The following is a 25,860-nucleotide window of genomic DNA, read 5'->3' as shown; positions in this document are numbered from 1 at the left end:
CCACAAACAGTGATGGCTACGGTTGCTGGTTTATCGGCCCGGCGCAAGTGCCTAGAGTCAGCTTCATCGTTCATTCCAGGCCGGCTTCGGCCCTTATCGATGGAGGCAACACATGACTCAGCGCGACGTGTTTTTTCCGCCCGGACGCCAGGCGCTTTACCAGCGCAACCGCTACTCGCCGGCGATCCGTTCCAATGGTTTTCTGTTCGTCTCGGGGCAGGTCGGCAGCACCGCCGACGGCTCGCCCGAGCCGGACCTCGAGGCCCAGGTCCGCCTCGCGTTCACCAACCTCAACGCCATCCTGGCGGCCGCCGGCAGCTCCTTCGACGAGGTGATCGACGTCACCGTGTTTATCGTCGACCCCGAGGACAAATTCGAAGCCATCTGGAAGGTGGTGCCGGAGTTCTGGGGCCAGGCGCCGCACCCGACGCTGACCGCCGTGGGCGTGACCTGGCTCTATGGCTTCGACTTCGAGATCAAGGTCATCGCCAGACTGCCGGAAAGCACCGCCGGCTGACTCACACCCCTCGACCGGGTCACGCCCGTGGCCCGGGATCCACGGCCAGACCGGCCTCGCGGCTCCCATTCCCAAGCCCATTCCCACGCCTGACCCAGCATCACCCATCTGCTGAGCAATGATCTTTTGTCAGCCCCGCGCGGCCGAGCGTTAACTCTCGCCCCACGAAGTCCTTTGACGGACCCCGTCACAAAATCAATAAGAGGGTTGGCCGATGCAAAGCAATGGCACGTTGCTGTGGGTGTTATTGGCCGCGATCGTGATGATCGTGGTGTTGATTGTCAGGTTCAGGGTGCATGCCTTCCTGGCGCTGATCGCCGCCTGCGGCCTGGTCGGGTTGGGCTCGGGAATGCCCTTGAATGCCATGCTCGAATCGTTCCAGAAGGGCCTGGGCGATACCCTGGGGTTTCTCGCCGCGATCATCGGGCTGGGCAGTATCCTCGGCAAGATGCTCGAGGAGTCGGGGGGCGCCGAACGCATCGCCCGGACCTTGCTCGACACCCTGGGCGAGCGTCGCGCCTCCTGGGTGATGATGCTGGTGGGGTTCATCGCCGGCATCCCGGTGTTCTTCGAGGTCGGCTACATCCTGCTGATTCCGCTGGTGTACGTGGTGGCCAAGGCCACCCGCCTCAACCTGCTGCACCTCGGCGTGCCGCTGGCGGTGTCGCTGATGTGCGTGCACTGCATGCTGCCGCCGCACCCGGCGGCCATGGCCATCACCCACTTGCTGGGGGCCGACGTCGGCAAGGTGATCCTCTACGGCCTGATCGTCGGCCTGCCCACCGCCATCGTCGCCGGGCCGCTGTGGATCCGCCTGGTGGCGCGCAGCCAGGCCGAACCCTGGCAGGCGGCCTTCCTCGAGGAGCGTTGCGAGGCCCGTGGCGAACGCGTGCTGCCGGGCTTCTGGCTGACCCTGCTGACCATCCTGCTGCCGCTGCTGCTGATGATCGGCAAGACCTTCGCCAGCGCCCTGCCCGCCGGCTCGACGCTGTCCGGGCTGCTGTCGTTCTTCGGCAACCCGCTGGTGGCGCTGCTGATCGCCGTGGTCTTCGCCTACTGGTCCCTGGGCCTGCGCCGCGGCCTGGGCATGCAGGACCTGCTGGGGCACACCCAGAAAAGCCTGCCGCCGCTGGCCAGCATCCTGCTGATCATCGGTGCCGGCGGCGCCTTCAACGGCATCCTGATCGACAGCGGCGTGGGCAAGGTGCTGGCCGACTCCCTGACCCGGCTGGACATCAACCCGGTGGTGCTGGCCTGGCTGGTGGCGGGCCTGATGCACTTCGCGGTGGGCTCGGCGACCGTGGCCATGATGAGCGCCGCCGCCATCGTGCTGCCGACCCTGGGCGTCGACTCCGGCTACAGCAAGGAGATTATCGTGGTCGCCATCGGCGCTGGGGCCATCGGCTGGACCCACGTCACCGACTCGGCCTTCTGGGTGGTCAAGGAATACCTCGGGGTGTCGCTGGCCGATGCCCTCAAGACCTTCACCAGCGCCACGGTCCTGGCCTCGGTGGTCGCCCTGTTGCTGACCCTGGCCCTCTCTCATTTCGTTTAAACCTTTGCTACAGGAGACTTCCCCATGATCACAGGCCAGCCACTCGCTACCTGGACCCGCCGCTTCCCGCTGCTCGAAGAGCTGATGGCGTTGCGCGAAACCACCTGGTTCACCGCCACCCGCGCGCCCCTGGCCGATGGCCTGGGCGATCTGGCGCTGAGTGCCGCCGACGTGGCCGACGCCAGCGCCCGCCTTGCGCGTTTCGCCGCGTATTTTCGCGTGGCCTTCCCCGAGACCTTGGCCAACAACGGCATTCTCGAATCGCCGATCCAGCCGCTGCCGGCCTTGCAGGCGGTGCTGGCCGACCGCTATGGCCAGGCCCTGCCCGGCGCGCTGTGGATCAAGCAGGACAGCCACCTGCCGATCTCCGGGTCGATCAAGGCCCGCGGCGGTATCTACGAGGTGCTCAAGCACGCCGAACGCCTGGCCCTGGAGGCCGGCCTGCTGCGCCCGGACCAGGACTACAGCGTGCTCGACTCGCCCCAGGCCCGGGCGTTCTTCAGCCACTACCGGATCGCCGTCGGCTCCACCGGCAACCTGGGCCTGTCCATCGGCCTGATGGGCGCCCGGCTGGGCTTCCAGGTCACGGTGCACATGTCCGCCGACGCCCGCCAATGGAAGAAGGACAAGCTGCGCGCCCACGGCGTGAATGTCATGGAATACCAGAGCGACTACAGCATCGCCGTGGCCCAGGGGCGCCAGCAGGCCAGCGCCGATCCGGCCTGCCATTTCGTCGATGACGAAAACTCCACCGACCTGTTCCTCGGCTACGCCGTGGCCGCCGAGCGCCTGAGCCGGCAACTGGCGCAGGCCGGGGTCCGGGTCGATGCCGAGCACCCGCTGTTCGTCTACCTGCCCTGCGGTGTCGGCGGCGGCCCCGGCGGCGTGGCGTTCGGCCTGAAGCTGGCGTTCGGCGACGCCGTCCACTGTATATTTGCCGAGCCCACCCATTCGCCGTGCATGTTGCTCGGGGTGCACACCGGGCTGCATGACGAGGTGTCGGTGCAGGACTTCGGCATCGACAACCTCACCGCCGCCGACGGCCTGGCCGTCGGCCGCGCCTCGGGTTTTGTCGGCCGCGCCATGCAGCGGCTGATCGAGGGTTACTACACCGTCAGCGATGACGAACTGCATGCCCTGGTCTGGCTGATGGCCCAGCACCAACAGCTGCACCTGGAGCCCTCGGCGGTGGCCGGTGTCCCAGGCATCGCCCGGGTGCACGCGCAGCGTGACCAGTACCTGCAGCGCAGCGGCCTGAGCGCCGCGGCTTACGCCCGGGCCACCCACCTGGTCTGGGCCACGGGCGGCAGCATGGTCCCGGACACCGAGATGCAGGCCTACCTGGCGCAAGGCGCCCGGGTGCTGCAAGGCTCATAACCAACCGACAGGAGAAGCGCCGGCTTGTACAACCTACCGCCCCGACTGGATGCCAAGCTCAACAGCAGCCAGTTCTCGAACCTGTTCACCTTCCAGGCCGCGGCCCGCCACCTGAGTTTCAGCAAGGCCGCCGATGAGTTGTGCCTGACCGCCAGCGCGGTCAGCCATCGCATCGCCCGGCTGGAGGCGGAGCTGTCGATCCAGCTGTTCCGCCGGCTGACCCGGCGGGTGGAGCTGACCGAGGCCGGCGAACGGATTTTCGAGATCCTCCAGCAGACCCTGGGCGAGCTGTCCGAAGTCCTGGCCCAGCCGGTCGACGCCGACCTGGCCGGGCCGCTGACCCTGTACGCCCACCCGTCCATCGCCCATGCCTGGCTGGTGCCGCGCCTGGCCGAGTTCGGCCTGCGCTTCCCCGGGGTCAGGCTCGACCTGCGGGTGGGCAACGACCGCATCGACTTCCGCACCCGGCAGATCGACCTGGCGCTGTACTACGGCAATGGCGAGTTCCATGGGCTGGCGGCGCACAAGCTGATGCAGGAACGGGTCGCACCGGTGTGCAGCCCGCAATACGCCGAACGCCAAGGATTGACCGGCGCGGTCGAGCAACTGCAACAGTGCACCCTGCTGCATGACTCGCTAGCCTGGGACCACGCCACCTTCGATTCCGAATGGGCGCTGTGGATTCGCCAGCACGGCGGCGGCGTGGCCATGCCGAAACGCGGGGTGACTTTCGATCGCTCGGACCTCTGCGTTACCGCCGCCATCCACCATGCCGGCGTGGCGATCGGGCGCGAGCATCTGGTCAGCGAGGCGATCGGGCAAGGCCGGCTGGTGCTGCCGTTCAGCGGGTTTACCCGCAGCGGCGAATACGATTACTACATCGTTCACCCGGCCCTGGAGGCCCTGCCGCGACGGGTCTCGGCCTGTATCGCCTGGTTACGCGAGTGTGCGGCGCAGACGCCGGGAATCTGAAGGCCGGCGCTGGAGGCCGGCTGGGGGGAGATCAGCGGCTGGCGCCGCCGCCCTTCTTGCGCAGCGCCTTCAAGCGCTGGCTCGCCCGCTGCACCGCCGCCATCTTTTCCGGGCGCTTCATGCGCTTCCATTGGCGGATGTCGTCCTTGCTGCGCCCGCAACTCAGGCACAGGTCGCCGCTCAACTGGCAAACGGCGATGCAGGGGTTGTCGATTTCCTTGGCCATGCTTCAGCCTGGCTGCCGGTCGTCGCAGATGCTGCCAACCATCAATGCTGCATCTTGCTGTGGTCGGGCATGTTCAGCGCGCGGGCCTGGGCCTCGACCTTGATCGACTCTTTCTCGCCCTTGGCATTTTCCACCACCAGGGTCAGCGGCACTTTGTCGCCTTCCTTCACCTGAGCGACCAGGTCGATCAGCATCACGTGATAACCGTGGGGGTCCAGGGCCACGGCCTTGCCGGCCGGCAACGCGACGAAGTCCGCCGGGCGCATGCTCATCACATCGTTGTGCATGCTCGACTGGTGAATCTGCACGATCTTGGCCACTGGCGACTCGACGCTGAGCAGCTTGCTGTCGTCGCTGGCGGTCAGGGTCATGAAGGCCCCGGTCGCCTGTTGCCCGGCGACGGTGGCTCGTACCCAGGCGTCGTCGACCTGGGTCTGGGCCGCGGCCTGGCCCGCCAGGCCCAGCAGGGACAGGCCGATCAGGATGCGTTTGGCGCGTTGGGCGATAGCGGTTTTATTCAGGGCCGGGTACATCAGCAGACCTCCATGACGGTCAGTAAATCTTCCGCACACTCTTGCGCGGTAAGCGATTGGGACAAGCCAAGGCGCAGCGTGCCCCGGGAGTCGTAGACAAAACTGGTGGCGGTGTGGGACAGGGTGTAAGTCGAGCCGCTGGGGATCTTCTCGTAGAACACGTCGAATTCCTTGGCCGTGGCCGCGGTCTGCTCCAGCGTGCCGTACAGCGCGACGAACGACGGGTCGAAGGCCTTGACGTAGGCGTCGAGGACCTCCGGGGTATCCCGCTCGGGGTCCAGGGTGATGAAGATCACCTGCAGGCGGTCGCCGTCGCGGCCCATCAGTTTCTTGGCCTGGGCCGCGCGCGCCAGCGTCGTGGGGCAGATGGCCGGGCACTGGGTGAAACCGAAGAACACCATCGGCATCAGGCCGCTATAGCTTGAGAGCGTCCTGACGTTGCCCTCGGTGTCCTTCAGCTTGAAGGTACGGCCCATGATCTTGTCGCTCAGATCCTTGCCATATTTGTACGACAGCTGGCCCCGGGTATCGCAGCCGGCCAAAAGACCGAGACCCAACACCCCCATACCTGCAATCACCTCGCGGCGACTCAACAAAACACTCATTCGTTACCGCCCTTTGAGGAGCCGAAAGTCCAGACGACCCGCCAGGCGGCCCATCCGTAAAAGCCACGCATGGTAGCAAAACGCGGCGCCCCGCTTCCTGCCAAATGGATGACAGGTTGTGTGCGACCTTGGTCGGGTGCGGCGTTTAGCCGCGCTTGCCAGCGGCGCTCAGCCCAGCCGCGCCAGGCGTTGTTGCCAGTTGCCGCCGTTGATGCGCTGGCATTGTTCTTCGCTGTCGTAGCGCACATGGGCTGCCAGCGCCTGCAACTCCACGCCGGCGTCATGCAGCGCCACGGCTGTCAGTTCGAGCATGCGCTCGCCCTGCCCGCAGGCCAGGGCCAGGGACTTGCTGGCCTGGGTGTCGAACACCCATACCACCCTCAGGCTGGCGGGAAAGGCCGCGTAATCGGCCACATGGGTCAGCCAGGAGAACCCGGCGATTTCCGCCTTGGCGGTTTCGCAGGCGTCGGTGAGGCTGGCGACCAGGCGGCGTTCGAGACGCGCCTGCTCGCGTTTGCTTGATGGCATGGTGGCTCCTTGGCTGCCCGGTATTAAGCGCTGGAGCCGTGCAGTCTTGCCGCGAGCGCCCATCAATACAAGCCCCATGGCTGGCTGGCGCGGCTGTAATTCCGTAACATTCGCCGCCTTTCGACAATCCCCCGCAACCCCGGCCGCCCCTGGCCCCCTCTCAGGTAAACCATGAAACCCGCTCGCCTTCGCGCCGACGTCCTGGCCGGACTCACCACCTCTTTCGCCCTGGTGCCCGAGTGCATCGCCTTCGCCCTGGTCGCCCACCTCAACCCGCTGATGGGCCTGTACGGGGCCTTTATCATCTGCACCCTGACCGCGCTGTTCGGCGGCCGCCCGGGGATGATTTCCGGCGCCGCCGGGTCGATGGCGGTGGTGATCGTCGCGCTGGTGGTGCAGCACGGCGTGCAGTACCTGCTGGCCACGGTGCTGCTGGGAGGGCTGGTCATGATCGCCTTCGGCCTGCTGCGCCTGGGCAAGCTGGTGCGGATCGTGCCGTACCCGGTGATGCTCGGCTTCGTCAATGGCCTGGCGATCATCATTGCGCTGGCCCAGCTGGAACACTTCAAGGCCGATGAACGCTGGCTCGGCGGCACGCCCCTGTGGCTGATGCTCGGGCTGGTGGCGCTGACCATGGCCATCGTCCATCTGCTGCCACGCCTGAGCCGCGCGGTGCCGCCGGCGCTGGTGGCGATCCTCGGGGTCGGCCTGCTGGTCTACCTGCTGGGCCTGCCGACCCGCACCCTGGGCGACATGGCCCATATCGCCGGCGGCCTGCCGCGCCTGATGCTGCCGGACATTGCGTGGAACCTGGAGACCCTGGGCATCATCGCCCCCTACGCGTTCCTGATGGCCATGGTCGGGCTGCTGGAAACCCTGCTGACCCTCAACCTCACCGACGAAATCACCGAGAGCCGCAGCTTCCCCGACCGCGAATGCGTGGCCCTGGGCGCGGCCAATATCGCCTCCGGCCTGTTCGGCGGCATGGGCGGTTGCGCGATGATCGGCCAGACCGTGATCAACCTCAGCTCCGGCGGCCGTGGCCGGCTGTCCGGGGTGGTCGCCGGGACGATGATCCTGCTGTTCGTGCTGTTTCTCTCGCCCTTGATCGAGCGTATTCCGCTGGCGGCGCTGGTCGGGGTGATGTTCGTGGTGGCCCAGCAGACCTTCGCCTGGGGCTCGCTGCGGGTGCTGCACAAAGTGCCGCTGAACGACATGCTGGTGATAGTCGCGGTGACCATCATCACCGTGTTCACCGACCTCGCCATCGCGGTGCTGTGCGGCATCGTCATCGCCGCCCTCAACTTCGCCTGGCAGCATTCGCGCGAGCTGTACGCCGACAGCCACGAGGAAGCCGACGGCAGCAAGCTGTACCGGGTCCACGGCACCCTGTTCTTCGCCTCGACCACGTCCTTCCTCAACCACTTCGACCCGGCGGGCGACCCGGCCCAGGTGACCCTCGACTGCCGCCACCTGAGCTTCGTCGACTACTCCGCCATCGCCGCCCTGAAAACCCTGCGCGAACGCTACGGCAAGGCCGGCAAGCACCTGCGGGTGACCCACCTGTCCGAGCGCTGCAAGCAGTTGCTGAAACGCGCGGGCATCCAGCACGGCTGAGCCCTCAAGGTGGAGCCGTGCGCTCCACCTCGCCGACGCCACCGATATCACTGTGATATCATCCCCCCGCCTTTCCGGCCAGGGTCCGCGCGACCCTGCCATACCGGAAGACCCCATAAAAGAAGGCGCCACGATGCGCCTCCCGCCTGTCTTGCCTGCAAGAACCGACGACGCCCCGGAGCCTTTCCGAGCGCGCGCCGCTTTGCTGCGAACCTGCCGGATGCCGCGCAGGTTGTGCCTTTTGCCGCCACAAGGAACACAGTCATGCTTTTACGATCGATGAACATTTCCCGCCGTGCAGGCCTCAGTTTTGCCCTGATCGCGTTGCTCGCGATTGCGCTCGGGGCGTTCTCCCTGCTGGAAATGCGGCGCATGAACGAGCAGTCGCTCGAGGTCGACAGGAACTGGCTGCCCTCGATCGTCGCGGCCAACGCCGTGGCCCTGACCAGTACCCAGATCCGTACCCTGACCCTGCGCCTGCTGGTCGTACGCGACAGAACCGAAGTCGAGGCCCTGCTGGACCGGGTCAAGCAACTCGACGAGCAACTGTCGGCCCAGCAACTGGCCTACGAAAAACTCAGTATCGACCCCGAGGAAAAGGCTGCGTACGCGCGCTACCTGGGGGTCAGGGCGCTGTACCTCAAGGACCAGCAGCGCGTCCTCGATCTGGCGCGCCAGGGGCGCAAGGACGAGGCGATCGCCATCGTCGACGGCGGGCCGTTCCTGACCAATGCCGACGCCATGCTCAAGGAACTGCTGAGCGTGGTCGAGGTGAACACCCACGGCGGCGAAACAGCGGCCGCGCGCAGCAACGAAGTGTTCCAGAGCGCGGTCGGGCTGGTGTTGGCGATCCTGGCCATCGTGCTGGTACTGACCGTCGGCCTGGCCATCGTGCTCACCCGCAGCATCGTGCGGCCGCTGAGCCAGGCCGTGGCAGTCGCCGAAACCATCGCCAGCGGCGACCTGTGCCATGCCATCAGCGTGACCGGCAACGACGAACCGGCGCGCCTGCTGCACGCCCTGCAACGCATGCAGAACAGCCTGCGCAGCACCCTGCAGAAGATCGCCGATTCCTCCAGCCAACTGGCGTCGGCCGCCGAAGAACTGCATGCGGTGACCGAGGACTCCAGCAAGACCCTGCACCAGCAGAGCAACGAGCTGGAACAGGCCGCCACCGCGGTCAACGAAATGACCGCGGCGGTGGAAGAAGTGGCGCGCAACGCCGTCAGCACCTCCGAAGCGTCCCGGGAAACCGATGCCACCGCCCACCACGGCCGGCAACAGGTGCAGCACACCGTCGACTCCATCGGCGACCTGGCCGACGAGGTGACCCGCACCTGCGAGCAGGTCGAGCACCTGGCGGTGGATGTGCGCAATATCGGTCAGGTCCTGGAGGTGATCCGCTCGATCGCCGAGCAGACCAACCTGCTGGCCCTCAACGCGGCCATCGAGGCCGCCCGGGCCGGCGACGCCGGACGCGGTTTCGCCGTGGTCGCCGATGAGGTGCGGGCCCTCGCCCATCGCACCCAGCAGTCGACCCAGGAAATCGAAAGCATGATCAACACCATCGAAGAAGGCACCGAAGGCGCGGTCAGCGCCATGCGCCACAGCAACGAACGCGCCCACCTGACCCTGGAAGCCGCCCGCGCTTCGGGCCTGGCCCTGGACCAGATCACCCAGGCCATCACCTCGATCAACGAACGCAACATGGTGATCGCCAGCGCCAGCGAAGAGCAGGCCCAGGTCGCCCGCGAGGTCGATCGCAACCTGGTGAACATCCGCGACCTGGCGACCCAGACCTCGGCCGGGGCCAACCAGAGCAACGCCGCCAGCCAGGACCTGTCGCGCCTGGCGGTGGAACTCAACGGCCTGGTAACCCAGTTCAAGGTCTGACGGCCAACGGGCTCCCGCGCCTCACCGCGCGGGGCCTTCAGTAGGCGTATTGAGCGATCACCTTGCGCACCCTTTCCAGCGCCACCCGCAGCTGATCCATATCGACCGAGCCCAGGGCCAGACGGATCGCGTGGGGCACCGGCGCGGCGCTGACAAAGGGCTCGGCGATGGACACCGAGACATTCTCCCGCAGCAAGGCCATGGCCACCTGGTCGGCACGGACCTCCTCGGGCAGCGGCAGCCAGAGAAAATAGGACGCCGGATGCCCGATGTACGCCAGGCCGGCCAACACCTCCCTGGCCAGTGCCTGCCGGGCTTGCGCGTCCTGGCGTTTCTCGGTTTCCAGGCGCGCCACGGTGCCGTCGTCGATCCAGTTGCAGACCAGCGCCGTCATCACCCCGGGGGTGTTCCAGGTGGTCGCGCGGATCACCCGTTCGATCAGCGGCACCCAGGCCGGCGGCGCGACGACAAAACCGACCCGCAGCCCGGTGGCGACATTCTTGGAAAAGCCCGACACATACACCGTCAGTTCCGGCGCCAGGGCCGCCAGCGGCGCGGGCGGATCCTCGGCGAGAAAGGCATAGGCGGCGTCCTCGATAATCAGCAGGCGATGCTGCCGGGCGATGTGCACCAGACGCTCGCGCCACGCCAGGTCCAGCACCCAGCCCATGGGGTTGTGCAGGGTCGGCATGGCGTACACCGCCCGCACCCGCCGGCTGCGGCACAACTGCTCGAAGGCCGCCAGGTCGGGGCCGTGCTCGGTCAGGGCAATCGACACCAGCTCCACGCCGTGGGCGTCAGCCACCACCTTGAACCCCGGGTAGGTCAGGGCATCGGTGGCGACCACATCGCCGGGCTTGAGCAGCGCCATGACCGTGGTCGCCAGGCCATGCTGGGCGCCGCTGACGATCGACACCTGCTCGGCGTCTACCCGCAACCCGCAAGAGACCAGATACCGCGCCACCGCGGCCCGCTCGTGGCTGCGGCCACTGTGGGGCTGGTAGCGCAGCAGCGCCTCCAGGTCACCGGCGGCCGCCAGTTGGCGCAGGCCGCCGCGCAACACTTCGGCCTGCCCGGGCAACGCCGGATAGTTGAAATTCAGATCCAGGGTGCCCGCCGCCGTGGCCTGCTGGTCGATGCCCTGCCCCGGCGGCAATGCGGTCTCGCGGACAAAGGTGCCGCGCCCGGTTTCGCCACTGATCAGGCCCATGGCCTCCAGCTCGGCATACACCCGCGAGGCGGTCACCAGGGCCAGCCCTTCCCTGGCGGCCAGCTCGCGGTGAGTCGGCAGACGGGCGCCGGGCGGCAGTGCGCCGCCACGGATATCGGCGGCAAAAGCATCGACCAGTTGTTTGTAGCGGGCACGGGCCATAGCGAAATGTATCCATGACAATATTTTGATTGTATTGCTTAGCGCTCCTAGGATGGGGCCTGAGCAGCCCAGGCGCAATCTCGCCCTGTAGCGCGGCGCTTACCCTTGAACAGAGCTGAGCCCCTGAATGGAACGGACATCCCCCCTGCCACACCCCACCACGCAAAAGGCCGCGAGCGGCTGGCTCAACGGTTTTATCGGCGTGCTGATTTTCAGCGGTTCGCTGCCGGCCACCCGGGTCGCCGTGCTGGAATTCGACCCGCTGTTCCTGACCGTGGCCCGCGCCAGCATCGCCGGGGTCCTGGCCTTGTGCCTGTTGCTGCTGTTCAAGGAGAAACGCCCGAGCAGAAACCAGTTGTGGCCCTTGGCGATAGTGGCCCTGGGCGTGGTGGTGGGCTTTCCCCTGCTGACCGCGCTGGCCCTGCAGTACGTGACCTCGGCCCACTCCATCGTCTTCCTGGGCTTGCTGCCACTGGCCACCGCGGTGTTCGGCGTGCTGCGCGGCGGCGAGCGGCCACGGCCGGTGTTCTGGCTGTTCTCGGTGCTGGGCAGCCTGCTGGTGGTGGGGTTTGCCCTGTCCCAGGGGCTGAGCGCCGCGCCGGCCGGAGACATCCTGATGCTGCTGGCGATCCTGGTCTGCGGCCTGGGTTACGCGGAAGGCGCCAAGCTCTCCCGCACGCTGGGCGGCTGGCAGGTGATTTCCTGGGCTTTGGTGCTGGCGCTGCCGGTCATGGCCGTGTTGAGCCTGTTGCGTGCCCCGCCGTCGTTTAGCAGCATCACCCTGCCCGCCTGGCTGAGCCTGGGGTACGTCGCGCTGTTCAGCATGCTGATCGGCTTTGTCTTCTGGTATCGCGGGCTGGCCCAGGGAGGGATCGCCGCCGTCGGCCAGTTGCAGTTGCTGCAACCGTTCTTTGGCCTGGCCCTGGCGGCCACCCTGCTGCATGAGCAGGTCAGCCTGGGCATGCTGGGAGTGACCGTGGCGGTGATTTTGTGCGTGGCCGGGGCGAGGAAGTTTTCCAAATAGCGGTTCGGCCGGCCCCAGAGAGGCTGGGCTGGCCTGAGGTTTTCCCCTCAGACCGGGGAGATGGTCGCCAACAGACCGATCGCGATGGTCAGCGCCAAGAATCCAAACAAGAAAATCGCCATCTTCGCCATAAAGGCCTCCTGAACAATAGGTTTTCGCCAACGCGAAAAGCAGAACGCAGCCTCAGGCTCCAGCCGGCGGGCCGGTGCGCCTGAGGGGTGCGTTATTGTCAGGCCAGATCTGATCCCGATACAGACGCAGGTGACGAAGAAAAATACGGATCAGATGGCGACGGACTTTGTCGGCCCATGGACCAAAGGTCCGGGTACATGAGGCAAAGCCGACATGCCTCGACCCAGGATCGCCGGCGCCCACGCCAGCATGGCAGCCCGGGCAACCGGCAATTTCGCGTGCCTTACCGGGTTATTTGCGCGCCAGCTTGTAGCGCACGCAATCGTCGTAAAAACTCTGCCGCACCGTCGCCGGCTTGGCCCGCGAGGGGCTGTCGTAGGTCTGTTCGGTAATGCCCAGGGCCAGCATGCGCATCCAGCCCTTGCTGAACTTGTAGGTCTGCAGCTTCTGCCGCGCGGCATACAGCGAAACCCCCGACAGTTTCAGTTCCTGCGCCCGCGCCGCCGTCCCCGCGCCCCAACTGCACACATACCGGTCATTGGCCGGCAACTCCTTGCCCTCGGCCGCGACAGCCACGCTGACCAAGGCGAACGAGGTCAGCGTCATCCACACATTGCGCATTTTTCGATCTACCTAACCACCTGAAATTAAAGTGATTTTGGCGGTGATTGAGTGACCGCGGGGCCAGCATCGGGCCTTATCGGAGAAGGCAATGTGCCTCTCTTTTACTGGCCACTTGTTCATTACGGGCGCCAGGCTCGGCAACAGCCGCCGGTCCAGGTTCCTGGCGCAGGGTTTCTCGCCCCCTCCGGGCAGAAAATTACCCCTGCAAGCGTCCGGCTGGTATCGTGCGGCCCTGTAAAAACACGCCGCATGACTTGAGGAAATGGACGTTGAGCACTGAAGAAAAACTGACCGGGGATCTGTTCGAAGTCGACAAGCGCCTGGGGCTCAAGCCCGTGGTGGACTTCAACACCTATCTGCGCACGGCCTTCGGCGACGGCAAATGCACCTGCGGTCGTTGTGTCGCCAGCGCGGGCGTCGAGAGCGGTTATGCCTACCAGCACAGCTTCGATTTCGACGGTAAAGTCACCCACCGCCGCTTCGCCACCACCGCCGGCAGCGACGTGCTGCTGGTGCTGAAGAAGGCCTGGCTGTCCTACACCAAGGCCGAGCTGGAAACCAGCGGCAACCTGGCGCTGGACACCGTCAAGGAATTCGTCGAGCCGCAGTTGCACAAGCGCCTGCTGCCCCTGCTGCTGGCCAGCGGGCTGGTCAAGGACGTCGACGGCGACCTGCAGATACAGGCACAAGTGACGGCCTGAGGGCTTCGCCAGGGCCCTCTCCAACAATAAGAAAGGTAAGACACATGCACCCACTCTCCCTGCAAGACAGCACCGCGCCGGATGGCGTTTGTTTTGGCTGCGGCAGCCGCAACCCCCATGGCCTGCACATCAAGAGCCACTGGCATGAGGATGGGGTGCATGTGATGGCCGAGCACCTGCCGGACAGCCAATACTGCGGCTGGCCCGAGCTGGTGTACGGCGGCCTGATCGCCATGCTGGTGGACTGCCACTCGAACTGGACCGCCATGGCCTACCACTACCGCGCCGAAAAACGCGCCCTGGACAGCCAGCCGCGGATCAACTGCGTGACCGGCAACCTCGGCATCAAATTCATCAAGCCCACACCGATGGGCGTGCCCCTGACCTTGCGCGCCAAGGTCGAAGGCGAAGTCGGGCGCAAGAGCCGGGTGATCTGCGAGGTCTACGCCGGCGATGTGCTGACGGCGATTGGCGACTCGATCTTCGTGCGGGTCGATACCGAACAACTGGCCGCGGCGGCCCATGGGCGGGAAGCCTGAGCCGGATCAGGCCAGCCGGGCATCCGCGTCCAGGCCGCGCTGCACGGACCAGGACAGCGGTAACGTCAGCAGCAAGGTAGCCGCCAGCACCATTACCGCGACGGGCACGCCAGTGACGTCCCCCAGGCTGCCGAACAGCACCGGCGCCAGCGCCCCGCCGCCGATGGTGCCGGTATAGAAGATCGCGAACGCCTGTTCGCGCTTGCCCGCCCCCGCCAGGTCCGGCACCGCGCCATAAAGCACCGACGAGGTGCCGTTCAACGCCAGCCCCAGCAGCGGCAAGACCGCCATCAGGCCCAGATAGGGCAAGTACACCGCCAGCACGATCAACAGCGCCGTGGTGAACTCCGTCAGCCACACGGTCTTCATCATGCCGATGCGCGCGCCCAGGTAACCGCACAGCAACTTGCCGAAGGCCCCGCCGACAAACAGCAGGGTCAAGGCCAGGCCGATGCCCGCCGTGCCGGCGCCCTTGGCTTTCAGCAGAAACGGCAGGAAGGTCAGAAAACCCATGCGTACCGCACTGTCCAGCGTGCCGGTGAGAATCAGTGCCCGCAGCCCGCTGGCCGAGCCTTTTCCGCTGATCGTCTTGGCGGCCTTCTCTGGCCTGGACGACTGCGCCGCCTGCGCCGGAATCAACCACCACAGCAACCCGGCGGCCGCCAGCCCCAGCAGCCCCATCAGGGTGACGCTGGCGCGCCAGCTGAGCAGCGTCAGCAACAGACCCACCAGCCCCGGAATCAGGGTCTTGCCGATATCGCCGGAAAAGTTGTACTGCGACAACGCCTGCTTGACGCCGCCACCGGCCTCATGGGTATCGGTGATCATCGACGACGCCAGCGGGTGCTGGGTACTCGCCCCCAGCCCACCCAACAACAGGGCCAACAGCAACACCGTCAGGCCCCCGGCCTGCCCCGCCAGCAGATAGGCCATCCCCGCCAGCGCCGTGCCGCCCACCAGCAGACGCTCGCACCCCCAGCGCCTGGCCGCGCGGCTGGCCAATAACTGAAAGCCGGCCATCATCCCCGAATAGGCCCCACGCAACAGCCCGACCTGGGCAAAGCTCAGGCCGAACTGGCTTTGCCAGATGGGCAGCAAGACATAGATCAGGTCGGTCAGGCCATCATGGATGGCATGGGCCCCACAGCCGGCGAACAACGATCGACGACGGATCGAGGCCGCGTCGGGTGTCGGTTCGGTGAGCGCGAGTTCGTCCTTGAGGGTATTCATGGTGTAAGGCGCACTGAGTGAATAGGCGCAGGCATTTAAGCAGGAACCCGGTGCGGCAGCATAGATGGGCTGGAGCGGTACCCATCGCCCCGGCATTCATTGGCTGGCCAGAATCGCCAGCCCACAAAAGTAAAGACTTGCCCTTCAAACCTTTCAGATTCCTCCCGCAGTAATGCCTCGTCCTACCCAATAGGGTTGATGCCATCCCGCCTTCGGCAGGAAAACCGCAACGGATGGACAGGCAGACCCCTCGATGGCGCGCAACAGACTTCCCCCGATCAAGAATCCGCCCTCCGGCGACGGGCACCACGTTACCTATAGAGACATGACCCCCAGCGAACGGGCGGAGCAAGAGGCCAGGCAAAACGCCTATGAACAGATGCTGGTTCGCCAACAAGCCTACGCAGACAGCCTCGCCAGCCCACCCCGCAAGCAACAGGCGATGGCCGGCTGCACCTTTACCAAATCCTGCAAGCTGCCCGACGGGGTCATGGACTACCTCAGCCCATCCGGGGCGATTCCCACCGACGCCATCAAGGACTATGGCGAGCTTGTCTTGCTGGGGGGCCGTGCAACCGACGCGACGGGGAACATCCCGCTCAAGAAAATCAGCGGCGCCCTTCCCGCCGCGCTGGGCAGCCTTGCGCTGGGTGGCGAGGCCGTGGCGTCTGCCGGGGCCGGCGTGGCAACCGGCGGGGTCGCCGCCGGTGCCCTGGCTGGCGTGGTGGCCATGCTCTGGCCCTCGAGCCTGGGCGATAGCGCCTTGTACACGCCCGAACAACTCGACGCCCTGAAAGAAGGCCGCACCCGCGTCCGCCTGCATCTCGAACAACGGCCCGACGGCACGCTCAAGGGCTATGGCTACAACACGCAAAAGCAGCGTGGCTGGGAAATGGTCCCGGTGGTGCGCTTTACTGCCAAAGGCCAGCAACAGGTGGCCGACTTCGGCGATGGCGTCACCCTGATCTGGACGCCCGCGGTGGACCCGTCCAGCACCTCCGGCATCCCCCCACTGGAGGCTGCGCCCCAAGCCCCCCACATCTGGATCTTTCCGCCCACCGAACAGGCGGACACCCTCATCGTCAACCCGATCTACCCGCCGGAGTACAAGGACTTCATCCTGGTGTTCCCGCCGGGGTCCGGGGTTCGGCCGCTCTATATCGTGTTAAATCTGCTCAGAGGCCAGAACTATCATCCCAAACCCCAAAATCTCCCCGCTTTCCCTGGCCTCAAATGGTCAAAGCCTAAAACCCCCAAAAAAGGTGGCGGCTTGCGTGATCGATGGAAAGACAAAGACGGTACGATCTACGAATGGGACTCCCAACACGGCAGGCTGGAGAAGTACAACAAACGCGGCAAACACTTAGGCGAGTTCGACCCAATAACCGGCCAGCAAACCAAACCAGCGGATAAAACCAGAGTGATTGAGCCATGAAGTACAACCTGAAATTCGAGATACACGGCGCACCTACAAATAGTGACGACGCTGTATTCGAGACAAAACTACCGACTCTCACTACAGAAATGCTGATGCCGATTATGGGTTGGCAGAGCGAAGCAGACGCCGTACATAGCTACCTCCTCACCCGAGAGCAAGCCAGCGCCATAGAACGCCTTACAGCCATCCCACTCCCCAAAGATCTGGAGCTGTACATCAGTTGCCATTGCTGACCGACTCTATATGGTCGGCATGGCACGCCCCCCATGAAGGAAAAACCCTACCTGAGTACACCGAAAGCGATTTTCTTAAACTGCTCGACGAAATATGCAATGCGGTGGGCACCGAGAAATATCAGGATCAGTTGCTAGAGCACTTTATTGAAATGACCGGCAACCCCGCCGCATCTGACTGGATTTACTATCCCGAGGATGGTGAAGACGATTCGCCAAAGGGAATCTTGAAAACCGTCAAAGACTGGCGCAAGGCCAACGGTTTTCCAGGCTTCAAGGAACCCTAAATCAATGGCCTTGAAGCGCCATTCCACTAAACCCACCAAAGCTGAATCAAGGACGATATGAATTTTTTCAGCCGTATCGCAGGTCTTTTTGACCGAACCCCCAAGGAGCAAATTGCCGGCTATTCCCTGTCAGAACTCCGAGCGGTTTTCACCGAGCCCCTTAAACACACCGCTCCTGCCCTACCTCTTCCACTGCGCGCGGTTTCTTTGGAAGACACAGGCGTGCCGGCTTATTACTGGGCCTTGCTGATCGATGGAAGCGATAGGGATTCTTTCCAAGCCCTTATCGAATCCAGCTTCACCCTGGCCGACGAGCGCAGCTTCAACGATCTTCCCGTCAGGCAGTATGAAAACCTCCAAAACCACCAGCGCCTGATCTGTTTTATATCCACCCGGGAATTCAACGCCGTCACGGTACGCCTGGTAACCAACAGCACTGACTTTCTCGAAGCCATTCAGCGCCAGCGTTTCGCCGTTCCGCCGCCCTGGGTAGCCTTCGAGGGTTACGACCCTGCATGGTGGGGAACGCAGTTGCAAGGTGCCCAGGGTTACTACAACGACCAGTACTTCCTGCCGTTTTTTACCGGCTTGGGCGAGACCGAGAAGCGGGCCTATTTCGCTCGCTACACTGCCAGCCAAGCGTGGGCCGCCAGCCTGATGTCACTCGGTGATGAGTGAGAGGAGCTGATGCCGCAGGCCGCGACCTCCTCCCCCAACCACCTGGCCCGCTTGCCGAAAAGCGCAAGACTTCGCGCTGAAAAACCGGATAATGGCCGCCATTTCGTTTTGCTCGTTATTCGGTGTGCCCCATGGAAATCAAGGTCAACTTTCTCGACAACCTCCGACTTGAAGCCAAGTTCGATGACTTCACGGTGGTGGCCGATCAACCCATCCGCTACAAGGGCGATGGCTCGGCACCGGGTCCGTTCGACTATTTCCTGGCGTCATCGGCGTTGTGCGCGGCGTACTTCGTGAAGTTGTACTGCGACACCCGCAATATCCCCACCGATAACATTCGCCTGTCGCAGAACAACATTGTCGATCCGGAAAACCGCTACAACCAGATCTTCAAGATCCAGGTCGAGTTGCCGGCGGACATCTCCGACAAGGACCGCCAGGGCATCCTGCGCTCCATCGACCGTTGCACCGTCAAGAAAGTGGTCCAGGCCGGGCCTGAGTTTGTGATCGAGGAGGTGGAAAACCTCGACGCCGATGCCCAGGCCTTGTTGATGCCGAGTGCCGAGGCGCACACCACCTACATCGCCGGCAAGGACCTGCCGCTGGAACAGACCATCGCCAACATGTCCGGCATCCTGGCCGGCCTGGGTATGAAGATCGAGATCGCTTCGTGGCGCAATATCGTGCCCAACGTCTGGTCGCTGCATATCCGCGACGCGCAGTCGCCGATGTGCTTCACCAACGGCAAGGGCGCGACCAAGGAAGGCGCCCTGGCCTCGGCCCTGGGCGAGTTCATCGAGCGCCTGAACTGCAACTTCTTCTACAACGATCAGTTCTGGGGCGAGGAGATCGCCAACGCGCCGTTCGTGCATTACCCGGACGAGCGCTGGTTCAAGCCAGGCCCCAACGACGAGCTGCCGAGCGAAATCCTCGATGCGTACTGCCGGAAGGTCTACAACCGCGAAGGCGAGCTGCGCGGTTCGCACCTGTTCGACACCAACTCCGGCAATGAAGAGCGCGGCATTGTTTCGCTGCCGTTCGTGCGCCAGTCGGATGGCGAAGTGGTGTACTTCCCGTCGAACCTGATCGAAAACCTCTACCTCAGCAACGGCATGAGCGCCGGCAACACCCTGGCTGAAGCCCAGGTGCAGTGCCTGTCGGAGATCTTCGAACGCGCCGTCAAACGCGAAATCATCGAAGGCGAATTCGCCCTGCCGGATGTACCAGCAGAAGTCTTGGCCAAATACCCGGGGATTCTCGCCGGCATCCAGGGCCTGGAAGCCCAGGGCTTTCCGGTACTGGTCAAGGATGCGTCGCTGGGCGGTGAGTTCCCGGTGATGTGCGTGACCCTGATGAACCCGCGTACCGGTGGCGTATTTGCCTCGTTCGGCGCGCACCCAAGCCTGGAAGTGGCGCTGGAGCGCAGCCTCACCGAGCTGCTGCAAGGCCGCAGTTTCGAGGGCTTGAACGATTTGCCGCCGCCGACGTTCGAAGGTCAGGCGGTCACCGAGCCGAACAACTTCGTCGAGCACTTCATCGACTCCAGCGGCGTGGTGTCGTGGCGCTTCTTCAGCGCCCAGTCGGATTACGAATTCGTCGAGTGGGACTTCTCCGGCCAAGGTGAAGACTCCAACACCCAGGAAGCCGCGACCTTGTTCGGCATTCTTGAAGGCATGGGCAAGGAGTCCTACATGGCCGTGTACGAGCACCTGGGCGCCACCGCCTGCCGCATCCTGGTGCCGGACTACTCGGAAATCTACCCGGTAGAAGATCTGATCTGGGACAACACCAACAAGGCACTGTTCTTCCGCGAGGATATCCTCAACCTGCACAGCCTCAACGAGGAAGAATTGCAGGCGTTGCTCGAGCGCCTGATAGAAAGCGAACTGGACGACTACACCGATATCACCACCCTGATCGGCATCGAGTTCGACGACAACACCGCCTGGGGCCAACTGACCATCCTGGAGTTGAAGCTGCTGATCTTCCTGGCCTTGCAGCAATATGAAGAAGCCAAGGAGTGCGTGGAGATGTTCCTGCAGTACAACGACAACACCGCCGAGCGCGGCCTGTTTTACCAGGCGATGAATGCGGTGCTGGAGATGGAGCTCGACGACGACCTGGACCTGGCGGATTACGAAGCCAATTTCCGCCGCATGTTCGGCAACGAGCGGATGGATGCGGTGATTGGCTCGGTGAGTGGCGATGTGCGCTTCTATGGCCTGACACCGACCAGCATGAAGCTGGAAGGGATCGACCGCCACCTGCGCCTGATCGACAGCTACAAGAAGCTGCACGCGGCGCGGGCCAAGGTCGCGGCACTTTCCAGCTGATGGCCAGGCCGGGGAACAGCGCCCGCCGTTGAATCGACAGGCGCTGGCCTCACAGGCATAGGAAATGGCCCGGGCGATCAGCGGGCCAACCCGCCGGCCCCACCCTGCTGCCGGCTCGAACCAGCTACTTCTCAGCGACCTTCCAACCCCTTCCCTGCTAGCCCCCGGCGACACCTTCCTCCCCCGACGCCGTATTGCCGGCAATGGAAGCCCCGAGGAAATACAGCATCCCGCCCGCGACGATAAACAGCATCAGCATGTAGAAGATGTATTGGGGCGGCTGCGCCGCCAATACCGCCCCGCACAGCACAGGCCCCAATGCCGCGCCCAGGTTGCTCAGGTTTTGCGCCCCGTAGTACATGCCCCGCAAATGGCTGGGGGCGATGTTGTCGATGAACATGTATTCGGCGGGAAACACGATAATCTCGCCGAGCGTGAAAATGACCATGGCGCCGACCCAGAACACCAGGGTGGTCGACAGGGCGAAGCCCGCCAGCCCCAGGACAAACATAACCAGCCCGCCGGCGAGCCACAGGCTCAAGTGTTGCTGGGAGATCTTCCTGCCGATGAGGTATTGCAGGCTGATCACCGTCAGCGCATTGGTCGCCACAATGCTGCTGATAATCCGGTAGGCGGTTTCGGCTGTGGTGGTCACCACCAGGTACTGCGAGAGGTAGGCGCTGAACTGGCCGAAGACCACGGCGCTGAGCAGCCCGCCCAGGGTAAAGCACACCAGCCGGCGATCGCCCAGCAACAGCTTGCCCACGGCCAAGAACGGCGCGCGGGGCTGGCTCGGTTCAACGCCCGCCAAGCCCCTGTCGCCCCACACGAAGTAGATAAACAAGAACCCTGCGCCCAGCCCCGCGGACAACAGAAAAGGCAGGCTGATATCCAGCCCGGCCAGCCCCGCGCCGAGAAAGGGGCCGACGGCATAACCGATATTGGTCAGGGTGTATTTGATCGAAAACACTTCGCCCCGGCCAGCGACGGGGAGCAGGCTGCCGAAGCCCGATTTCACGGCGATATCAATGACCGCGTAGGCCAGGTTGATCGACACCAGGCACAGGTAGAACAGCCAGAGATCGCGCGCGACAAAGGTGCCGAGGAAACCCGCAGTGAACATGCCACTGCAGACCAGGATCACCCTGTAGCTGGACATCCGGTCCACCAGGAACCCGCCATACAGGCTCAACAGCGAGCCGATGATCAGCGTGCTACCGATGACCAGGCCGACATCGGCGATGCTCAAGTGGAAGTGGCCCGATAAATAAATGACCAGATAAGGCAGGGTGATCGCGCGGGCGAGGGTCAGGATCAGGGACGCTGAAAGCAGCAGATTTACCGTGGTCGGATAGTTTCTTAGCGTGGCCAGCATCCTTGCCTCATCGTGATCGCCATTATTTTTGTCGGGTTCGCGCTGTGGCAATCGCAGGAAAGCCGGCGCGGATCAAGCATACTACTGAAGCAAATTCTCATTATTGATGGTTTTTACCGAGTGCATGGAACCAGATTCACGAATAAGGAATGTCTATGTTTTCCTCCGAACGCTTGAAGGGCATCGACGTATTTGTCTGCGTGGCCGAATCTGGCAGCTTCACGGCCGCCGCCGAGAAAATGCACCTGACAGGCTCTGCCGTCAGTAAAAGCATCGCGCGCCTGGAGGGCCGGCTGGGCACTCGCCTGCTGCATCGGACCACGCGACGCGTGGCGTTGACCGACGCGGGAATGACCTTCTATCGCACCTGCACCGGCGTGCTGGCCGACCTGGAAGACGCCGAGCTTGCACTGAAGGCCGAAGCCAACGAGGTCCGCGGCAGCGTTCGCATCGACCTGCCAGGGGCTTTTGGCCGCGCCCAGGTGCTGCCGATCCTGCTGCGCCTTGCCCAGGATCATCCGGCGCTGACGCCGCATATTTCCTTCTCCGACGGTTTCGTCGACCCGTTCAAGGAAGGCGTGGACATCGTTGTGCGTATAGGCGGCGCGGATGCCTGGCCCGATACGCTGGGGCAGCGTTGCCTGGCCCGCGAGCGACACCTCTTCTGTGCCTCCCCCGCCTACCTGGCCAGGCAAGGCATCCCGTTGACCGAGCACGATTTGCAACAGCATCAGTGCATCGCCTATGGCTGGGTGGACGGACGAATCAATCCCTGGAACTTCGCCGACGACCAGGGCGCCACGACGCGCCGGCAGGTCGCCGCCCAGCTTGTGGTGGGCAATGGCGAAGGCATCGTGATGGCGGCCATGGCCGGTTGCGGTATCGCGCAGTTGCCGTCCTGGCTCATCCAGCGGCAGCTGGGCGAAGGAACCTTGGTGGAGGTACTCGCCCATCGGGCAAGCGAGGGGATGCCGATCAACCTGGCCTGGGTCAAAAATCGTGAAACGCTGCCCAAGGTCAGGGTCCTGCTGGAGGCCCTGGTCACAGGGCTGACGCCAATAGACAACGGCGACCTGACCGCCAGCCCTGCCCGCTGACAGACAACGATCGGCCTGCGCCTGCCGCCGACCGATAGCCCCCACCCTGCCCTCAGAACTTCGTCAGCACCCCCACCCGCAGCGTCCGCCCCGGCGCCGGCATGAAGCTCTGCGCCAGCGGGTCCAGGTAGTAGCGATCGGTCAGGTTCTGCAGCGAAACATTGAGGTGGGTGTGTTCCTTCAACTTGTAGTTGAGGAACAGATCGAACAGCGCCACCTCGCGGTAGACCAGCTGCGGCGTGGTCGCACCGGTCTGCCAGTTCTCGTCGGCCTTGACCGTCGGGCCGGAGCTGTAGGTGGCGCGCCCGCCGACAGTCAGGGACTGGTCAAAGAAGCGCAGGCCCGAGGTCAGGTTCGCCGAGAACCGTGGCGGGTTCTGGGTGTTGGAGTACGAGCCCATGAAGCTGCCCGGCGTGCAGTCCGGCGTGTTGCTCAAGTCCCGATAGCGATTGCTGCTGGCCCGCAGCCGCGCGGCGAAGGCCGAGTCGCAGGTTTCGGTCTTCAGGTAGTAGGTGGACGAAAAGTCCGCGAACACCCGACCCGCGTCGTAGTGCGATTGCAGCTCCAGGCCGCTGGTCTTGTAGCTGTCGGTATTGCTGAAGCGCATCTGCCCCATCAGGCCCGGGCTCGGGTCGTAGTAGCGGGTGATGTAATTCTTGATGCTGTTGTTGAAGTAGGCCAGCTTGATCGCCGCCGAGTCGTTGTCCAGCAGCAGGCCCTTGTGCATCGTGCTGGCGCCGATTTCCCAACTGCTGGAGCGCTCGGGCTTCAGGCCTTTGCCCGGCGTGGTCTGCAACACGCCCTGGCTGGTTTCGAACTGCGAGGGCATGCGCAGACCCTGGGTGTAGGACGCATAGACGAAGGTGTCTGGCAGCACCTCGACATTGATGCCGAAGGCCGGTGCAAAGGCGCCGCCGCTGTTGCTCTGCTTGCCGGAATAGTCATAACCGCTGACCACCTCGCCCACCTGCGACGGATAGACCGTCGAGTCGGTCGCATCGAAGTCGTTGTAGCGAATGCCCTCGAACGGATAGTTGGTGTTGTTGAAGACAATGCCATTGTTCAACCGCGGGTCCGTGGCGTCGGTGTACTGCCCGTTCTGGTCCGGGAACCACATCATGTTGCCGTAGCTGTGCGCGTTGGAGACGCTGAGGTAGCGCAAGTCGCGTTCTTCCCGACGCGCCGTCGCATGGGCGACGTGGTCCTGGGTGCGGTAGTAGGTATAACGGCCGCCGCCCCACAGGGTCAGGCTGTCGATCGGTTTGTATTCCAGCTTGCCATTCAGGCTGAACTCCTGCCGCGACCCTTCGCGCAGCATGCGGTTGGCATTGATGTCGTGCTGGGTGGTGACCACGCCCTTTTGCGGGCGCAGGTCCTCGACCTGGAACGAGCCGCCCAGGTCCAGCTTGAAATCGCCATAGTCGCTCTGCCAGTGCGAGGTATTGGCCAGGTCGCCGCCGATGCGGCGGTCGGCCTGGCGGCTCCATTTGCGGTCCGAGCGATAGGCTTGCGAAGCCGGGGCCGCTACCGAGGTCAGCTGGCTGGTTTGCGCGTCGGTCATCCACAGGCTGGCCGTCAGGTCCACCAGCGGATTGCCGTCCGGCAGGTAGTGGTAGCGCGCGGTGTAGGTGTCGATCTTGGTATGGCCCAGGGGGTACTGGTAGATGCCGCCGGTGCCGAAACGAAAAATGTCCGATGGCATGATTTCGCCGATACGCCCGTCGTAGCGGCGGTAGCCCAAGTCGAAGGTGTGGCCGTCCGCCGGGCGCAGGGTGGTCTTGAGCAAGAAGGACTCAGTCTCCGAAGAGGAGTTCAGCACCTCCTCGCCGGCGTTATAGGTGGTGGCCACACTCGTCTCTTCGTCGCCGTAACGGTCATAGGTGCGATAGCGGTCCTGGCCCTTCTTGCCGGCGAAATAGTTGCCCTGGTTGCGGTGGGCGTAGGCCGCCACCACATCGAAAAACTCATGGCTATAGGCGAACGCGGCACTGCCGGACTCGGCCTTCGAACCGAACAGTCCACCACGGCTGCGATGCGGTTCCGAGAACAGCTCCTCGGTCATCGAATGGCTATCACGCGAGGCGGGAGCGACGCCGTTGTTCCACAGGTCGCCCTTCAAGCGCAGGCCGACATTCTTGCCGTCCTGCAGGATGTCCTCGACGCCGAGGGTGCGCATCTTCACCGTGCCGCCGATGGCGCTGGAGGTCAGGCTCGGGCCCTTGTCGATGGCGATGTCGCTGATCAGGTCCGGGTCGATGTAGCTGCGTTGCTGGGTGCCGGCGTACCCGCGATAGACATCCAACGCCTGTTGCGAGCCATCGACCGTCACCGCCACCCGGCTCTGGCCCTGGATGCCGCGGATGTTCACATCCAGGCCGCCGCCGTTGCGGCTGTCGCCGACCTGCACCCCAGGCTGGCCCTTGAGCACGTCGCCGACCGAGATCACGCCAAAGCGCTGCATGTCCTCACCGGAGATATACACCGAGGATCGCGGCGCCGAGTACACCTCCTTCTGCTCGAGGTCTTCGCCGACGACCTTCTGCGACGGCAGCACCATATCCCCGCCCGCCCGATACAACTCGAAGCTGCCGTCAACCTGGCGCTGATAGCCCAGGCCGGTTCCCGCCAGCAACCGCGCCAGGCCCGCCTCGGTGCTGAAATCGCCTTGCAGGCCCTGGCTGCGCTTGCCTTCTGTCAGCGTGGCGCTGCCCGCCATATTGATGCCTGCCTGCACACCGAAACGCGACAGCGCCTGGTCCAGCGGGCCGGCGTCGATACTGTAGTGCTGGCGCTCGCCAGCCGCGAAAACGGCCGCGCCGCAGAGCGGCTGCAGGCTGAGGAAAAGCAGGCCAAAGGTGCGGGCACACAAGGCTCGGGCGGGGAAGATCATGCAAGGCTCCTAGGGGTTGGCACCCACCTGTCCCGGTGGGTCATACCTGAAGGCCAAGCCAGATCGAAAAAACTGCGCCCCGGG

The 25,860-nt window shown here is 64.3% G+C and carries 24 protein-coding genes; 15 read left to right on the top strand and 9 right to left on the bottom strand.

Going from position 1 to position 25,860, the window contains the following annotated elements:
- Positions 1 to 112 precede the first annotated feature (112 nt).
- From CRO75_RS16020 to dsdC, 4 genes are all read left to right on the top strand, one after another.
- Positions 113 to 517 carry a RidA family protein gene (locus CRO75_RS16020; protein ID WP_097136708.1) on the top strand — a complete coding sequence of 135 codons (405 nt, stop codon included), beginning with the start codon at positions 113 to 115 and terminating at the stop codon, positions 515 to 517.
- A gap of 214 nt (positions 518 to 731) precedes the next feature.
- Entirely contained in the window at positions 732 to 2,072 is a 1,341-nt protein-coding gene (locus tag CRO75_RS16015; protein WP_097136706.1) for a gluconate:H+ symporter, read from the top strand.
- A gap of 24 nt (positions 2,073 to 2,096) precedes the next feature.
- Positions 2,097 to 3,449, top strand: a complete 1,353-nt coding sequence (locus CRO75_RS16010) for a D-serine ammonia-lyase (RefSeq protein ID WP_097136705.1) — start codon at positions 2,097 to 2,099, stop codon at positions 3,447 to 3,449.
- A gap of 24 nt (positions 3,450 to 3,473) precedes the next feature.
- A complete protein-coding gene (gene dsdC, locus CRO75_RS16005; protein WP_097136703.1) occupies positions 3,474 to 4,421 on the top strand; it encodes a DNA-binding transcriptional regulator DsdC in 948 nt (315 codons plus the stop codon).
- 31 nt (positions 4,422 to 4,452) lie between these two features.
- Here dsdC and CRO75_RS16000 read toward each other — a convergent pair whose 3' ends face one another.
- The 4 genes from CRO75_RS16000 to CRO75_RS15985 all read right to left on the bottom strand — a co-directional run bounded on the left by CRO75_RS16000 (position 4,453) and on the right by CRO75_RS15985 (position 6,313).
- Positions 4,453 to 4,647: a DUF1289 domain-containing protein gene (locus CRO75_RS16000; RefSeq protein WP_007924891.1), complete on the bottom strand. Its 195-nt coding sequence runs from the start codon at positions 4,645 to 4,647 to the stop codon at positions 4,453 to 4,455.
- Positions 4,648 to 4,688: 41 nt separating this feature from the next.
- Positions 4,689 to 5,180: a copper chaperone PCu(A)C gene (locus CRO75_RS15995; protein ID WP_007924890.1), complete on the bottom strand. Its 492-nt coding sequence runs from the start codon at positions 5,178 to 5,180 to the stop codon at positions 4,689 to 4,691.
- On the bottom strand, positions 5,180 to 5,785 hold the full coding sequence (locus tag CRO75_RS15990; protein ID WP_007924889.1) for an SCO family protein: 606 nt from the start codon (positions 5,783 to 5,785) through the stop codon (positions 5,180 to 5,182). Before CRO75_RS15990 ends, CRO75_RS15995 begins: the two co-directional genes overlap by 1 nt.
- Before the next feature lie 168 nt (positions 5,786 to 5,953).
- Positions 5,954 to 6,313 carry a hypothetical protein gene (locus CRO75_RS15985; RefSeq protein ID WP_097136701.1) on the bottom strand — a complete coding sequence of 120 codons (360 nt, stop codon included), beginning with the start codon at positions 6,311 to 6,313 and terminating at the stop codon, positions 5,954 to 5,956.
- A 171-nt stretch (positions 6,314 to 6,484) separates the two neighbouring features.
- Here CRO75_RS15985 and CRO75_RS15980 point away from each other — a divergent pair, with 171 nt between their 5' ends.
- Together CRO75_RS15980 and CRO75_RS15975 are read left to right on the top strand one after the other, a co-directional pair.
- Positions 6,485 to 7,930, top strand: coding sequence for a SulP family inorganic anion transporter (locus CRO75_RS15980; RefSeq protein ID WP_087088197.1), 1,446 nt, complete (start codon positions 6,485 to 6,487; stop codon positions 7,928 to 7,930).
- A 264-nt stretch (positions 7,931 to 8,194) separates the two neighbouring features.
- Positions 8,195 to 9,823, top strand: a complete 1,629-nt coding sequence (locus tag CRO75_RS15975; protein ID WP_097136698.1) for a methyl-accepting chemotaxis protein — start codon at positions 8,195 to 8,197, stop codon at positions 9,821 to 9,823.
- A gap of 37 nt (positions 9,824 to 9,860) precedes the next feature.
- Here the strand turns inward: CRO75_RS15975 and CRO75_RS15970 are convergent, their stop codons facing one another.
- Positions 9,861 to 11,195 (bottom strand): PLP-dependent aminotransferase family protein, encoded by a 1,335-nt coding sequence (locus tag CRO75_RS15970; protein ID WP_097136696.1) that lies wholly within the window; start codon positions 11,193 to 11,195, stop codon positions 9,861 to 9,863.
- 127 nt (positions 11,196 to 11,322) lie between these two features.
- On the opposite strand from CRO75_RS15970, the gene CRO75_RS15965 reads away from it, so the two are divergent.
- The gene (locus CRO75_RS15965; RefSeq protein ID WP_097136694.1) at positions 11,323 to 12,219 is read left to right on the top strand and encodes a DMT family transporter; all 897 of its coding nucleotides are present in this window, start codon (positions 11,323 to 11,325) and stop codon (positions 12,217 to 12,219) included.
- Between the two features lie 423 nt (positions 12,220 to 12,642).
- On the opposite strand, the gene CRO75_RS15960 is transcribed toward CRO75_RS15965, so the two are convergent.
- Positions 12,643 to 12,972 (bottom strand): hypothetical protein, encoded by a 330-nt coding sequence (locus CRO75_RS15960; protein ID WP_007924875.1) that lies wholly within the window; start codon positions 12,970 to 12,972, stop codon positions 12,643 to 12,645.
- A gap of 272 nt (positions 12,973 to 13,244) precedes the next feature.
- Between CRO75_RS15960 and CRO75_RS15955 the strand changes: the two genes are divergently transcribed.
- Both CRO75_RS15955 and CRO75_RS15950 read left to right on the top strand, forming a co-directional pair.
- Complete coding sequence (locus tag CRO75_RS15955) at positions 13,245 to 13,676, top strand: hypothetical protein (RefSeq protein WP_097136692.1); 432 nt, start codon at positions 13,245 to 13,247, stop codon at positions 13,674 to 13,676.
- A 44-nt stretch (positions 13,677 to 13,720) separates the two neighbouring features.
- Positions 13,721 to 14,215: a thioesterase gene (locus CRO75_RS15950; protein ID WP_009043219.1), complete on the top strand. Its 495-nt coding sequence runs from the start codon at positions 13,721 to 13,723 to the stop codon at positions 14,213 to 14,215.
- 6 nt (positions 14,216 to 14,221) lie between these two features.
- Here the strand turns inward: CRO75_RS15950 and CRO75_RS15945 are convergent, their stop codons facing one another.
- A complete protein-coding gene (locus tag CRO75_RS15945) occupies positions 14,222 to 15,445 on the bottom strand; it encodes an MFS transporter (protein ID WP_097136690.1) in 1,224 nt (407 codons plus the stop codon).
- A gap of 253 nt (positions 15,446 to 15,698) precedes the next feature.
- Here CRO75_RS15945 and CRO75_RS15940 point away from each other — a divergent pair, with 253 nt between their 5' ends.
- The 5 genes from CRO75_RS15940 to CRO75_RS15920 all read left to right on the top strand — a co-directional run bounded on the left by CRO75_RS15940 (position 15,699) and on the right by CRO75_RS15920 (position 20,414).
- Entirely contained in the window at positions 15,699 to 16,880 is a 1,182-nt protein-coding gene (locus tag CRO75_RS15940; RefSeq protein ID WP_097136688.1) for a colicin E3/pyocin S6 family cytotoxin, read from the top strand.
- The gene (locus CRO75_RS15935) at positions 16,877 to 17,116 is read left to right on the top strand and encodes a pyocin S6 family toxin immunity protein (protein ID WP_053260569.1); all 240 of its coding nucleotides are present in this window, start codon (positions 16,877 to 16,879) and stop codon (positions 17,114 to 17,116) included. The genes CRO75_RS15940 and CRO75_RS15935 overlap by 4 nt, the downstream gene beginning before the upstream one ends.
- Entirely contained in the window at positions 17,104 to 17,403 is a 300-nt protein-coding gene (locus CRO75_RS15930; RefSeq protein ID WP_239990594.1) for a bacteriocin immunity protein, read from the top strand. The genes CRO75_RS15935 and CRO75_RS15930 overlap by 13 nt, the downstream gene beginning before the upstream one ends.
- A 57-nt stretch (positions 17,404 to 17,460) precedes the next feature.
- Entirely contained in the window at positions 17,461 to 18,081 is a 621-nt protein-coding gene (locus CRO75_RS15925; RefSeq protein ID WP_097136687.1) for a hypothetical protein, read from the top strand.
- A gap of 131 nt (positions 18,082 to 18,212) precedes the next feature.
- The gene (locus tag CRO75_RS15920; protein ID WP_097136685.1) at positions 18,213 to 20,414 is read left to right on the top strand and encodes an OsmC domain/YcaO domain-containing protein; all 2,202 of its coding nucleotides are present in this window, start codon (positions 18,213 to 18,215) and stop codon (positions 20,412 to 20,414) included.
- Positions 20,415 to 20,571: 157 nt separating this feature from the next.
- On the opposite strand, the gene CRO75_RS15915 is transcribed toward CRO75_RS15920, so the two are convergent.
- Complete coding sequence (locus CRO75_RS15915; protein WP_097136683.1) at positions 20,572 to 21,789, bottom strand: MFS transporter; 1,218 nt, start codon at positions 21,787 to 21,789, stop codon at positions 20,572 to 20,574.
- Between the two features lie 155 nt (positions 21,790 to 21,944).
- On the opposite strand from CRO75_RS15915, the gene CRO75_RS15910 reads away from it, so the two are divergent.
- Positions 21,945 to 22,886 carry a LysR family transcriptional regulator gene (locus CRO75_RS15910; RefSeq protein ID WP_097136681.1) on the top strand — a complete coding sequence of 314 codons (942 nt, stop codon included), beginning with the start codon at positions 21,945 to 21,947 and terminating at the stop codon, positions 22,884 to 22,886.
- Positions 22,887 to 22,938: 52 nt separating this feature from the next.
- Here the strand turns inward: CRO75_RS15910 and CRO75_RS15905 are convergent, their stop codons facing one another.
- On the bottom strand, positions 22,939 to 25,776 hold the full coding sequence (locus CRO75_RS15905; RefSeq protein WP_097136679.1) for a TonB-dependent receptor: 2,838 nt from the start codon (positions 25,774 to 25,776) through the stop codon (positions 22,939 to 22,941).
- Positions 25,777 to 25,860 lie beyond the last annotated feature (84 nt).

It is taken from the genome of Pseudomonas sp. LAMO17WK12:I10, assembly GCF_900215185.1.
Taxonomy (GTDB): Bacteria; Pseudomonadota; Gammaproteobacteria; order Pseudomonadales; family Pseudomonadaceae; genus Aquipseudomonas; species Aquipseudomonas chlororaphis.
The sequence above is the reverse complement of the archived record's forward strand: the minus strand, read 5'-3'. Positions and strand labels throughout refer to the sequence as shown.